At 64.2% G+C, this 12,785-nt stretch carries 14 protein-coding genes; 1 reads left to right on the forward strand and 13 read right to left on the reverse strand.

Annotated features, from left to right (window positions below):
• Positions 1–44 precede the first annotated feature (44 nt).
• From rpsO to KEC45_RS15890, 7 genes are all read right to left on the reverse strand, one after another.
• The gene (gene rpsO / locus KEC45_RS15860; protein WP_252171145.1) at positions 45–314 is read right to left on the reverse strand and encodes a 30S ribosomal protein S15; all 270 of its coding nucleotides are present in this window, start codon (positions 312–314) and stop codon (positions 45–47) included.
• Positions 315–342: 28 nt separating this feature from the next.
• Complete coding sequence (gene truB / locus KEC45_RS15865) at positions 343–1,245, reverse strand: tRNA pseudouridine(55) synthase TruB (RefSeq protein ID WP_062176743.1); 903 nt, start codon at positions 1,243–1,245, stop codon at positions 343–345.
• 31 nt (positions 1,246–1,276) lie between these two features.
• On the reverse strand, positions 1,277–1,687 hold the full coding sequence (locus KEC45_RS15870) for a DUF6491 family protein (RefSeq protein WP_238586532.1): 411 nt from the start codon (positions 1,685–1,687) through the stop codon (positions 1,277–1,279).
• A 115-nt stretch (positions 1,688–1,802) separates the two neighbouring features.
• The gene (locus KEC45_RS15875) at positions 1,803–2,138 is read right to left on the reverse strand and encodes a hypothetical protein (RefSeq protein WP_062176739.1); all 336 of its coding nucleotides are present in this window, start codon (positions 2,136–2,138) and stop codon (positions 1,803–1,805) included.
• Positions 2,135–2,680, reverse strand: a complete 546-nt coding sequence (locus KEC45_RS15880; RefSeq protein ID WP_062176736.1) for a GNAT family N-acetyltransferase — start codon at positions 2,678–2,680, stop codon at positions 2,135–2,137. Before KEC45_RS15880 ends, KEC45_RS15875 begins: the two co-directional genes overlap by 4 nt.
• Positions 2,680–3,957, reverse strand: coding sequence for a M20/M25/M40 family metallo-hydrolase (locus KEC45_RS15885; protein ID WP_062176732.1), 1,278 nt, complete (start codon positions 3,955–3,957; stop codon positions 2,680–2,682). Before KEC45_RS15885 ends, KEC45_RS15880 begins: the two co-directional genes overlap by 1 nt.
• Before the next feature lie 50 nt (positions 3,958–4,007).
• On the reverse strand, positions 4,008–4,610 hold the full coding sequence (locus tag KEC45_RS15890) for a thymidine kinase (RefSeq protein ID WP_062176729.1): 603 nt from the start codon (positions 4,608–4,610) through the stop codon (positions 4,008–4,010).
• Between the two features lie 124 nt (positions 4,611–4,734).
• Between KEC45_RS15890 and KEC45_RS15895 the strand changes: the two genes are divergently transcribed.
• On the forward strand, positions 4,735–6,156 hold the full coding sequence (locus KEC45_RS15895; RefSeq protein ID WP_062176726.1) for a wax ester/triacylglycerol synthase family O-acyltransferase: 1,422 nt from the start codon (positions 4,735–4,737) through the stop codon (positions 6,154–6,156).
• 7 nt (positions 6,157–6,163) lie between these two features.
• On the opposite strand, the gene rbfA is transcribed toward KEC45_RS15895, so the two are convergent.
• From rbfA to rimP, 6 genes are read right to left on the reverse strand one after another with little or no spacing between them, the layout of a single operon-like run.
• Positions 6,164–6,565: a 30S ribosome-binding factor RbfA gene (gene rbfA, locus KEC45_RS15900; RefSeq protein ID WP_062176723.1), complete on the reverse strand. Its 402-nt coding sequence runs from the start codon at positions 6,563–6,565 to the stop codon at positions 6,164–6,166.
• A gap of 3 nt (positions 6,566–6,568) precedes the next feature.
• A complete protein-coding gene (locus KEC45_RS15905) occupies positions 6,569–7,120 on the reverse strand; it encodes a DUF1697 domain-containing protein (RefSeq protein ID WP_062176720.1) in 552 nt (183 codons plus the stop codon).
• Between the two features lie 36 nt (positions 7,121–7,156).
• Positions 7,157–9,721, reverse strand: coding sequence for a translation initiation factor IF-2 (infB, locus tag KEC45_RS15910; protein ID WP_062176718.1), 2,565 nt, complete (start codon positions 9,719–9,721; stop codon positions 7,157–7,159).
• Positions 9,722–9,738: 17 nt separating this feature from the next.
• Positions 9,739–10,509, reverse strand: coding sequence for a DUF448 domain-containing protein (locus tag KEC45_RS15915; protein WP_062176715.1), 771 nt, complete (start codon positions 10,507–10,509; stop codon positions 9,739–9,741).
• Positions 10,490–12,166, reverse strand: coding sequence for a transcription termination factor NusA (gene nusA, locus KEC45_RS15920; RefSeq protein ID WP_062176712.1), 1,677 nt, complete (start codon positions 12,164–12,166; stop codon positions 10,490–10,492). Before nusA ends, KEC45_RS15915 begins: the two co-directional genes overlap by 20 nt.
• Positions 12,166–12,711 carry a ribosome maturation protein RimP gene (rimP, locus tag KEC45_RS15925; RefSeq protein WP_062176709.1) on the reverse strand — a complete coding sequence of 182 codons (546 nt, stop codon included), beginning with the start codon at positions 12,709–12,711 and terminating at the stop codon, positions 12,166–12,168. Before rimP ends, nusA begins: the two co-directional genes overlap by 1 nt.
• Between the last annotated feature and the right edge of the window lie 74 nt (positions 12,712–12,785).

Here is a 12,785-nt window from a genome sequence, read left to right on the forward strand (position 1 = left end):
CCAATATGACAGCGGCCCCGGAAATCCGGGGCCGCCAGAAATTCTTATTTACGAAGACCCAGCTTCGCGATGAGAGCCTGATAGCGACCCTCGTCCTTCTTCTTCAGATAGTCGAGCAAGCTGCGACGCTTGTTGACCATCATGAGGAGGCCGCGACGGCTGTGATTGTCCTTGTGGTGCGCCTTGAAGTGGTCGGTCAGCGTGTTGATGCGGTCGGTGAGGATCGCAACCTGGACTTCCGGCGAACCGGTGTCGCCCTGGTCACGGGCATTGTCCTTGATGACTTCGGCTTTGCGCTCGGCGGTAATCGACATATTCAATCTATCCTTCGAACATCCTTGCTTAAAGATTGAAGCCCCGGACGACTTTCAGCGTTCCCGCCAAAACCTCGATCAGGGCGACAGGACGCATATCGCTGTCCCTTCCCCAATAGAGCCCGTCTTCCGTGCTACCCCCGGTCCAGACGCGACCCTGACGGATCGCCCCTGCCGCTTCCGGGGAAAGGTTCAGAGCCGGGATGTCGACCAGCCCTGCCTCCAGCGGCAGAAATATTTCTGATTGCGCGGCCCCTTGGCCGAATGCGTTCAATTTGTCCAGCGAAATCGCCTGTTCCAGCGTGAACGGCCCCGCCCTGGTGCGGCGGAGCATCGTGACATGCCCGACGCTGCCGACCGCATGAGCGATATCGCGCGCCAGGCTGCGGATATAGGTGCCCTTCGAGACGTGAGCGGTAAGGGTGATGGAGTCAAAGCGCCCACCCCCATTCTCGTCACCCTGGGAGTGACGAAGAGAGTGGATCGTCACCGCCCGCGCCTTCATTTCGACCGCTTCGCCCTTGCGCGCGCGGTCATAGGCGCGCTGGCCATCGATCTTGATCGCCGAATAGGCAGGCGGCACCTGCTCGATGGGACCGGTGAAGCGTGGCAGCACCGCCTCGATTTCGGCCAGCGTAGGGCGTGCATCGCTGGTCGCAACGACCTCGCCCTCGGCATCCAGGCCTGCCGTTTCGGTCCCAAAGGCGATGGTGAAGTCGTAAATCTTGCTCGCGTCGAGCATCCGCCCGCAAAGCTTGGTCGCCTCGCCGAGCGCGATCGGCAGCACCCCCGACGCGAGCGGATCGAGCGTCCCGCCATGGCCGACCTTGACCTTGCCGAGCCCGGCCTCGCGGCACACGCGCTTCACCGCGCCAACCGCCTGTGTCGAACCCAGGCCCACGGGTTTGTCGAGAATGATCCAGCCGTTCATCCCGCGCCGCTAGGGCGCGGGTCAAAGCCTGTCAATTTTGCGCGGCCTTTTCGGCTTCGCGCGCGGCCTTGCGCTCTTCCTTCGAAGGCGGCGGCGCCGAGGTCACGAAGGAGGAGAGCTGGCAGCGCTCGCCGCGCACGATGATCGACGAAAATTTGTCGAGCCGGCCGGCGCCGCGCGTTTCAAAGCCGATTGCCTGCGCGAAATCGAGATCGCGGCAGAAACCGGCGAAGCTGCCATAATACCAGTCGTTGCCGCGGCCCTGGATCCAGATGCCGCGATCGCGGTCCGCCTGCCAGTTGCGGATCGAGCTGTCGCTGGGAAAGACGATGCTCGATTCGACGCCGAGCGCGCGGGGCTCTTTCGCGGGCTCGTTGGCCGCCGCAACCGCAGAAAGGGGGAGCAGCACGGCGGCCAGGGAGAGTGCGAGATTCGGTTTCATATTGTGTCTTTCGGTGGGTTTTACCCTACCCGATACGGGTGCTAGCATGGGCAATCTGAACCGGCACTGACCCGAAGCATGGTCTCGATCCGCTTTTCGCAAGCTTTTTGGATTGTCAGGAGAAGATATCGCGCAGCGCGGCCGCCTGAAGCTCGGCAGGTCGCGCGCGCCGCCGGCGATACAGGATGATCGCCGCCAGCATCGCGATCGCCGTGCCGCTACCGCCCATCATTGCCGTGCCGTATAGATTGACCCCGTCGCCAAAGACGAGCAGTCCGAAAAACCACAGAGTTGTTGCCAAGATCGAGGCGGCGATCGTCGCTTGAATGATCCCGTCATCCGGTCCGCCGAACGTCGCGCGTCGGCGGTCGATGAACCACCCGATCGCAAAGATGGCAAGGCCGTTCGCCGCAGTGACCGCAATGTTGAGGAGGATCTGAAGGCTACTCACATCTTTCCCGGCGTCCATTCGCTGGCGAGCAGCGACCAGAGACCGGTGTCGCGGACATAGCCCGTCCAGGTAACACGTTCCGACCGCAGCACGCCTTCCTTGGTACAGCCAAGCTTGGCGACCGCAGCCTGCGACCTCTTGTTACGCTCGTCGATACGGAATTCGATGCGGCGGATGCCGACCGCAAAGGCATGATCGAGCATCAGGCGCTTGACCCGGCCGTTGAACCCGGTGCCGCGCGCTGCGGGGTGAATGAAGCTATTGCCGACCTCGACCGTCTGCGCCGACATATCGGGGCGGAGCCAGGCGGTCATGCCGACGAGCGTGTCACCATCCATGATCGCATAGGGCATGCGTCCGACGCCGCCGATCAGCACGCCGAAGCTCTTGTCGAAATGCTCGGGACCAAAGCTCGACGAATAGATCGGCCAGATGTCGGCGTCGGCGGCGCAAACGGCACGCAGCGCCTCGCGATATTCTTCCGTCAGCTTGATGAGCCGCAACGCACCGTCGCTCAGTTCAACATATAGCCGATCGAGCATCACTGAATCTCCGCAGTCGCAAGCAGTATAGCAAGACCGACGGCGGCGCCCCGCACACTTTTTGTCTTTTCGACGTCGATCCATTCGTCGAGCGCATGTGCACGCCCACCCTCACCGCCCGACCCGATCGTCATGGCGGGGATGCCGAGGCTCATCGGCAAGTTGGAATCGGTCGACGAGTAGGTGGGCTTCGGATCGAACCCGCTCGCCCGAATGATCGCATTGGCGGTGCGGACAATGGGCTGCGTTGCCGCGGTCTCGCCCGCCGGACGGTCGCCGATCAATTTGATATCGGCGGTGATCGGCCCTTCCCTGACCGAACGCACGGCATTTTCGCCTTCGACGCTCTTTTTGACGACGGCCAGAAACGCCTGTTCCAGCTTGGCGAGTTCCGCCGGGCTTTCCGAACGCATATCGAATTCCATGAAGGTTTCGTTCGGGATCGAATTGACCGATGTGCCGCCGTCGGTAACGCTGGCGGCATAAGTGGTCTTGGGCCGCGCAGGAACCGGGATCTTGTAGAAATCGACGACGGTCTGGCTCATCGCCGCCATCGGATTGACCAACCCGAATGCGCTATAGCTGTGCCCGCCCGGCCCCTTGTAGGTGATGCGATAGCGTTTCGACCCGACACCGCCGGTCACGATGTTCGACACATCGATCCCGTCCATCGAAAAAAAGGCCTTTACCCGGTCCTTATATTTGCCCTTGGTGAGGAGGTAGCGGACGCCGCGCAGGTCGCCGGGCCCTTCCTCGCCGACATTGCCGACAAAGATGATATCCTGCTTCACGCGGATGCCGCTTTCCTTCATCGCGCGCGCATAAGCGAGCAGGACGGCAAGGCTGCGCGTATCGTCACCGATGCCGGGGGCATGGAGGCGCGTGCCCTCGCGGCGAACCTTGACCGGCGTGCCCTCGGGAAAGACGGTGTCGAGATGCGCGGCGATCATCACCGCCGGACCGCCGACGGGCCCGGTTCCGCGATAGACGCCCATCGCATTGCCCTCTTCGTCGATTTCGACGTCCTCAAGTCCCGCATCCGTCAACATGTCGCGATAGGCGGCGGCCCGCGCGGCCTCTTTAAAGGGGGGCGCAGGAATCTCGGTCAGCTTCACAATCTCTTCGACCATCCGGTCATGATTCCGATCGAGGATATTGAGGGCCGCCTTATAGGCTTTGGTCTTGAGCACCGCCTCGGGCTTCGACGCCGGCGCCGCCTGTGCGGAGGAGACGGTGAGCAGCGCAGCGGCGAGGCTCAGCGACACGATGTTACGCATGATATTCCTTTCGCAAAAACTGTGGGGAGGCCGGGTTCTGCCCTGAAAGATCAGGCCGCCACCGGCGGCGTCGCTGCTTCGCGCCGCTTTTGCATGAAATGGCGGCGGCACATCGCGACATAGCGGTCGTTGCCGCCGATCTCGGTCTGCGCGCCCTCGACCACCGCGCGACCATTTTCGTCGACGCGCAGGTTCATCGTCGCCTTGCGTCCGCATTCGCAGACCGCCTTGAGTTCGACGAGCGCGTCGGCGATCCCGAGCAGGGCCGCCGATCCAGGGAAAAGTTCGGCCGAAAAATCGGTACGCAGGCCATAGCAGAGCACCGGAATATTCACCTCGTCGGCCAACCGCGCGAGATCGAGCACCTGCGCGCGCGTCAGGAACTGCGCCTCGTCGACAAGCACGCAGGCGAGCGGGCGTTCGGCATTTTCAGCGGTCACTGCCGCGAACATGTCGCTGTCGGGATCGAATTTATGCGCCTCTGCCATCAGTCCGATACGGCTTGTCACCTGCCCGGCCCCGTACCGATCGTCGAGCGCCGCGGTCCACAGCATCGTTTCCATCCCACGCTCGCGATAGTTGAAATCCGCCTGAAGCAGCGTCGTCGATTTGCCGGCGTTCATGCTGGCGTAGTAGAAATAGAGCTTGGCCATCGGCGTGCGATAACGCGCCGATGCGCCGCCGTCACCCGAAGAGTCGGCGCCCCGCTTGACTCCCCCCTCACCCCTGTCATGCTGCGCACAAATATGCAGCACAATCAGTGGGGGAGAGCTGCCGATGCGCCTGATGCCGATCAGCGATGCGATGTTCCTGGTGGGCGAAAGCCGCGAGATGCCGATGCACATCGGCGGGATCAACCTTTACACCTTGCCCGACGATGTCGACGAGACCGACTGGCTCAACGAACAGCTCACCCTGCTTCGCCAGTCCGAAGGTTTGCGGCGCCCGTTCAGCGAAGTGCTGAAACTGACCCCGCTCGGGCAATATGGCCCGATCCGGCTCGAACCCGACCGCGACATCGACATGCACTACCATGTCCGCGCCTCCGCGCTGCCCAAGCCGGGGCGTTACCGCGAGATGTTCGAGCTCGCCTCACGCCTTCATTCGGGGCTGCTCGACCGCACCCGGCCCTTGTGGGAGATCACGTTGATCTCGGGCCTGCCGAACCGGCAGATCGCGACGTTCAAAAAGATCCACCACGCGCTGATGGACGGCGCGGCAAGCATTCATTTCTATAATTCGATGCTCTCGCCCGACCCCAAGGAACGGCGCAGCGCCTCTCCGCTCTCGGTCGAGGCCTATGAGGCGTATAAACGCAAATTCCCTGCCCCCAAAAAGGCGCCACGCCCCAGCCTGACCGACATCGCGGCGATCGGCGAGTTTCTGAAGGAGCAATGGGGCAACAGCGTCGGGGTGACCAAGGCGCTCAACCAATATGTCGCGGCGATGTTCGGTCTCGGCGGCGAAGGCCTCGTCACCCCCTTTGCCGGGGTGCCGCGCACCAGCTTCAATCGCAACATCACCGGCGCGCGGCGTTTCGTCGCGCAAAGCTGGTCGCTGGAACGCGTACGCCGCGTCGGCAAGGCCTATGACGGCACGATCAACGACGCAGTGCTCGGCATGTGCGCCGGCGCGATGCGCAAATATCTGCAGTCGCTGAACGAACTGCCCGACAAGCCGCTGAAGGCCATGGCGCCGGTGTCGATCCGGCCCAAGGACGATATCGATTCGGGCAATTCGGTCGCGTCGGTGACCGCGAACCTTGCGACGCATATCGACGACCCGGCGAGCCGCATGGCGGCGATCCAGGAGTCGATGAACTCGGCGAAGGCGCAATTGCGCGCGATGACCGCGGCGCAGATCCAGCTCTATACCGCGATCACCAGCTTTCCGATGATGCTCACCGCGCTGACGCGCACCGCCGACAAATTCCCCGCCTATTCGGTGACGATATCGAACGTCCCCGGCCCGCGCGAGCAGATGTATTGGAACGGCGCACGGCTCGACGGCATGTACCCTGCGAGCATCCCCGTCGACGGCATGGCGATGAACATCACGCAGGTGTCGAATTTCGAGAATATCGACTTCGGCATAACCGCCTGCCGCCGCAGCGTGCCGCACGCGCAGCGAATGATCGACTATCTGGAGGAAGCGCTGGTCGAACTGGAGGCAGCGGCGGGCATCAAGGCGAAGAAATAGCGACGCATCACTCGTCGGCCTCGGGCGCCGCCAAATCCCGCGCCACCTTCGGATCGCGCAGCAATTTCTCGATATGGCTCGCCTCGTCGAAGCTTTCGTCGGCGAGGAATTTCAGCTTCGCGGCATATTTCATCCGTACCTTCGACGCGACCGTCTTCTGCAAATAGGCGGTGTTGGTGCGCAGCGCCTTCAGCACCGCTTCCTCGTCCTTGCCGAGCAACGGCTTCACGAACACGGTTGCATGGCGCAGGTCGGGCGACATCCGCACTTCAGTGATGCTGACGGGGTGCGTCGCGAGCACATCGTCATGCACATCGCCGCGCGCGAGAATTTCAGACAGGAGGTGGCGCACCTGTTCGCCGACGCGCAGCACGCGGACCGACGGGCCTTTTTCTTTTTCGGTCTTCATCGCCTAACCCTTTGCCTCTTCGTCCAGTTTCGCGATGATCCGTGCGATCGAGCGCATGTTGCGTGCGGTGCCCTTGTGCCCGAGCCGGCGCTCGATCAGTCGCGGATGCAGCTTGCTGTCAGCCGCTCCATCGCCAAAATCGATATGGAGCGCCCGGTCGCCGAGCGCGAGGCGCTCGTTCGGCCGGACCCGATGGTCGGTCGCCAGCGCATCGAACTGCTCGGCCGTCGGCTGCCCGTCGAGGAACATCGTGTGGACGATCCTGTCCTCGTTCGTGCCCGCAAACGGATTTCCGGCGATGGCCGCGGCAAGCTCGTCGCGGCTGCGCACCAGCGCCGCGCTCGTCATGTCGAAACGATCCTCGACCATCATCGACAATTTCTCCTCGAGCCCGCGCGTCGGCCGCGCGTCATGGTCGAACAGCACATTGCCGCTGGCCACGACGGTTTCGACGTTGCGAAAGCCCTCGGCCTCGAACGCCGCGCGCAGGTCGGCCATCGTCAGCCGGTTGCCGCCGACGTTGATGCTTCCGAACAATGCCACATAGCGAGCCATGCCGGCACCTCCCGATCCGCGCGGAGCGGACGCCCGTTAGAGCGTCCGTTCGCGCAGTTCGACTTCGAAGACTTCGAGGTGGTCGCCCGCCTTGATGTCGTTGGTATCCGCCAGCACGACACCGCATTCCAGACCGGCGCGCACTTCGGCGACATCGTCCTTGAAGCGGCGGAGCGACGAGATGGTCGTTGCCGAGATGATGACATCCTCGCGCGTGAGACGGGCATGAAGGCCCTTGCGGATGACGCCTTCGAGCACGAGAAGGCCCGCGGCCTTGTCGCGCTTGCCGGCCGGGAACACGTCCTTGACCTCGGCGCGGCCGACGACATTTTCGATGCGCTCCGGACCCAGCTCGCCCGCCATCTCCTTCGCCACTTCGGCGGTCAGGTGATAGATGACGTCATAGTACATGAAGCGCACTTTTTCGCGGTTCGCAATCTCGCGCGCCTTGGCGTTCGGACGGACGTTGAAGCCGATGATCGGCGCCCCGGTCGAAGCCGCACGCGTCACGTCGCTCTCGGTGATCGCACCGGCGCCCGACAGGAGCACGCGCACGCGGATCTCGTCGGTCGACAGCTTGTTCAGCGCATTGACGATCGCCTCGACGCTGCCCTGCACATCGCCTTTGACGATGACCGGATATTCGATGACGTTCGCCTTGTCGGCGAGCGCCTCGAACATGCCTTCGAGGCTGACCGGCGCCTGGACGGTGCGCTTGCGGGTCGCCTGTTCCTGACGATAGGTCGCGACCTCGCGGGCGCGGGCCTCATTCTCGACGACGGTGAGCGTATCGCCCGCCATCGGGACGCCGCCAAGGCCAAGAACCTCGACCGGCATCGACGGCGTTGCCTGCTTGATCTGCTTGCCATGATCGTCGACGAGCGCACGCACGCGGCCGCTTTCGGCGCCGCAGACGAAGATATCGCCGACCTTCAAAGTACCACGGCGGACCAGGATCGTCGCGACGGGGCCGCGGCCCTTGTCCAGCTTCGCCTCGATCACCGTGCCTTCGGCGGCGCGATCGGGGTTGGCTTTCAGCTCCATGATTTCGGCCTGCACCGCAATCGCGTCGAGCAGCTTGTCGAGGCCGGTCTTCTTCAGCGCCGACACTTCGACATTCTGCACGTCGCCGCCCATTTCCTCGACCACCAGCTCATGTTCGAGCAGACGTTCGCGGACACGCTGCGGATTGGCGCCTTCCTTGTCGACCTTGTTGATCGCAACGATGATCGGCACGCCGGCCGCCTTCGCATGGTTGATCGCCTCGATCGACTGCGGCTTCAGGCCGTCATCGGCCGCCACCACAAGGATGACGATGTCGGTGACGTTGGCACCGCGCTGGCGCATCTCGGTAAAGGCTTCGTGGCCCGGCGTATCGAGGAAGGTGATAACGCTGCCGTCCTTCGCCTTCACCTGATAGGCACCGATATGCTGCGTAATGCCGCCGGCTTCGCCCGCCTGAACATTCGCACCGCGGAGCGCGTCGAGCAGGCTGGTCTTGCCGTGATCGACGTGACCCATGATCGTGACGACCGGTGCGCGCGGCTTGAGATGCGCGGCGTCGTCGACATCTTCGTCGTGACGAATGTCGATGTCGCCTTCGCTGACGCGCTTGATCTCATGCCCGAACTCGGTGACGAGCAGTTCGGCCGTATCCTGGTCGATCGTCTGGTTGATCGTGACGGGCATGCCCATCTTGAACAGTGCCTTGACCAGATCGCTGCCCTTTTCGGCCATGCGGTTCGCCAGATCCTGAACCGTGATGCTTTCGGGCACGACGACTTCGCGGACCTGCTTTTCGCGCGGACCCGACGAGGTCATGTGCGAACGCTTTTCCTTTTCGCGGGCGCGCTTCAGCGCGGCGAGGCTGCGCGCACGTGCGCCCTCGTCATCGTTGAGCGCGCGCGTGACGGTCAGCTTGCCCGACTGGCGGCGATTGTCGGTGCCGCGGTTCGCCTTCGGCTCGGGACGCTTGGGTTCGGGGCGCTTCGGCGCTTCGACAGGCGTGAAACGGCGCGGCGCCGGAGCGGCGCTGGTCGTCGCCGGACGCGGCGCTGCAGGAGCGGCTTCGCTCTGCGGCTCGGCAGCGGCAGCGGCTGCGGGCGCTTCGGCAGCGGGTTCGACGGCGGCGGGCGCAGCCGGTGCGGGCTCGGCCGCCTTGGCCGCCGCCTCTTCGACACGGGCTTCGGCGCGGGCCTTTTCTTCCTCGGCAGCGCGGGCGCGCGCGGCTTCGTCGCGGCGGCGATTTTCCTCGAGCGCGGCCATGCGCGCTTCTTCCGCCTCGCGCAGCAACTGCGCCTGACGTTCCTGACGCGACATCAGGCTGTCATTCTCGCTGGCGCGCGGCGGGGCCGGCTTCGGCGCGGGGGCGGGTGCCGGAGCGGGGGCAGGCGCGGGCGCCGGGGCGGCCTCGACCTCTTCGACCTCGGTGGCCGGCGCGGCTTCGCCCGGACGGCCGAGCACGCGGCGACGCTTCACCTCGACCACCACCGTATTGCGGCGGCCGTGGCTGAATTGTTGCTGCACCTGGCCGGCCTCGACCGTCCGCTTAAGCCCCAAGGGCTTGCGGGTAAGGGTCGGCTTGTCCTGTTCGTCGCTCATCTAAACTCTATTTTCCTTCAATACGCGCCCGAAGCGTCGGAAACCGTATCGGAATCCGTGGACGCCATCCCATCACCCGCAATGCGGGAATCTGTATCGGAAACGCGGTTGGCCGCGTCCCTACTCCATCCGGTGAAAAACTGCCAGCGGCTCAAATGCGCCAGCACCCGGTCGGCGGCGCGGGCGTCGACAATCGCCAGATGCACCGCATTCTCTCGCCCCAATGCCATAGATAGGGATTGCCGGTCCACCGGCAAGATCAACCCTTCGCGGCCGGAGCCTTCGTCTTCCTCGCCGACGCGCCATGCCTGCGCCAGCTTCTTGCGGCCGTCCTCGCCCGCATCGCTGGCGTGGAGGAGCAAGCGGACCTGTCCGCGGCGCGCGGCCTGTTCGATCTTTTCATTGCCGCTAATCAGCGTACCCGAACGCGATTCAAGCCCCAGGCGGTCGAGCGTCGCGCGCATCAACTGCGCCTCGATACGTTCGCCCAGATCGTCAGGAATGGCGATATTGCCTTCGTGAAGCGCGCGGGCGAGCCCGCCCTTCAGCTTGCCTTTGGCCTGCGCGGCTTCGAGTTCGGCGCGGCCCACACCGATCCACGCCCCGCGCCCCGGCGCCTTGGCATGGACGTCGGGGGCAATGCTGTTGTCGGGGCCGAGCGCCAGACGCACGAGCTGCTCCGCCGGCGAAACCTCACCGGTTACGACGCAGCGCCGCTCGGGCACATGCTGGCCGCGCCCCTTTGCGCGGTCGGTTTCGGTCAGCTGATCATTGCGCGGGGTCCGCATCGGCGGCCTCCCCGGTTTGCGGCTCCGCCGCGGGTCCGGCTTGCGGCTCCGCCGTGGGCTCCGCTTCGGCAGGCGCAGCCGCTTCGGGTTCGTCGTCGAACCAGTGCGCACGCGCCGCCATGATGATCTCGTTGCCCTGCTCTTCGCTCAGGCCATATTCGCCCAGCACGCCGCCCTTGTCCTCGGCGCGTTCGCTACGCGGCGGGCCACGACGGTTGTCGGTGCGCTTCTTGGCGATCAGTTCGTCGGTCGCAAGGTCGGCCAGATCGTCGAGCGTCTTGATGCCAGCCTTGCCCAGCACGACCAGCATCGCTTCGGTCAGATGCGGGATATCGGCCAGCGCATCTTCGACGCCGAGTTCGCGGCGCTGCGCGCGCGAGGCTTCCTCACGGCGTTCGAGCCCTTCGGCTGCACGGCTCTGGAGTTCCTGCGCCAGTTCGTCGTCGAAACCTTCGATGCTCGCCAGTTCGTCGATGCCGACATAAGCGACTTCTTCGAGTTCGCCGAAGCCTTCGGCAACCAGCAGCTGCGCAAGCGTTTCGTCGACGTCCAGTTCTTCCTGGAACATCGTCGAGCGTTCGACGAATTCGCGCTGGCGCTTTTCGCTCGCGTCGGCCTCGGTCATGATGTCGATCTGGCTGCCGGTAAGCTGGCTGGCGAGACGGACATTCTGCCCGCGGCGACCGATGGCGAGCGACAACTGATCGTCGGGAACGACGACTTCGATGCGGCTGTCATCTTCGTCGATCACGACGCGCTGGACCGTTGCCGGCTGAAGCGCGTTGACGACGAAGGTCGCGGTATCTTCCGACCAGGGGATGATGTCGATCTTTTCGCCCTGCATTTCCTGGACGACCGCCTGAACGCGGCTGCCCTTCATGCCGACGCAGGCGCCGACGGGGTCGATGCTGCCGTCATAGCTGATGACGCCGATCTTCGCGCGCGAACCCGGATCGCGGGCCGCGGCCTTGATCTCGATGATGCCGTCATAGATTTCGGGCACTTCCTGCGCGAACAGCTTCTTCATGAAGTCGGGGTGTGCGCGGCTGAGGAAAATTTGGGGCCCGCGCGTTTCGCTGCGCACCGACAGGATCAGCGCGCGGACGCGATCACCGACGCGCATCAATTCGCGCGGGATCTGCTGGTCGCGGCGGATCACGCCTTCGGCGCGGCCAAGGTTGACGACGATGTGGCCGAATTCGACCGACTTCACGACGCCGGTGATGATCTCACCCGCGCGATCCTTGAATTCCTGATACTGGCGCTCGCGATCGGCTTCGCGGACCTTCTGGAAGATCACCTGCTTCGCCGACTGCGCGTCGATGCGGCCAAGGTCGACCGCGGGCAGCGGATCGACGATGAAGTCGCCGATCTTGGCGTCCTTCTGCAGCTTCTGGCCGGCGGCCAGGTCGACCTGTTTGAAATAATCCTCGACCGCCTCGACGACCTCGACGACGCGCCACAGGCGAAGGTCGCCGGTCTGCGGGTCGAGCTTTGCGCGGATGTCGTTCTCGGCGCCGTAACGGGCGCGCGCGGCGCGCTGGATCGCTTCCTCGATGGCCTCGATGACGATGCCCTTGTCGATCATCTTCTCGCTGGCGACGCTGTTGGCAATCGCGAGGAGTTCGGCCTTGTTGGCGGAAATGGCAGTGGCCATCAGTCCTGTCCTTCTTCTTCCATTTCGTCGGCGCCCTCGATCGAGAGCGGGACGGTTGCGGCAATCAATTTGTCGGTGAGAACCAGCTTCGCCGTATCGATCGCGTCGAACGGCAGCTTGTGCTCCACCCCTTCCTTATCCGAAATCGTGACGACATCGCCGTCGATGCCGACCAGTTCACCGTTGAAACGCTGGCGGCCGTCGCGCTTTTCCTTCAGCGCAATCTTCGCCTCATGCCCGGCCCAGTCAGCGAAATCGGCGCGACGCGTCAGCGGGCGGTCGATGCCCGGCGACGAAACTTCCAGCCGATAGGCGGCGTCGATCGGGTCCTTGCCGGCCTCTTCAAGCGCGTCAAGCTGCGCCGAAATGCGGCGCGACAGGTCGGCGCAATCCTCGATCGTCAACTGGCGCGTGTCGGGCCGCTCGGCCATCACCTGCAACGTCGGATCGCTCTCGCCGCCAAAAAAGGCGACGCGCACGAGCGCTAGACCCATCGCCTCGGCTTCGGGCGCGATGATCGCATTGAGGGCGTCGATATCGACCAAGACAATTTCCCAAATCGGATGACCGGAAAACCATGCGGGTATAGCCGCCGCGGCCCGCGGCCCCGACGTCCCAA

This window comes from Sphingopyxis sp. USTB-05 (assembly GCF_023822045.1).
Classification (GTDB): Bacteria; Pseudomonadota; Alphaproteobacteria; order Sphingomonadales; family Sphingomonadaceae; genus Sphingopyxis.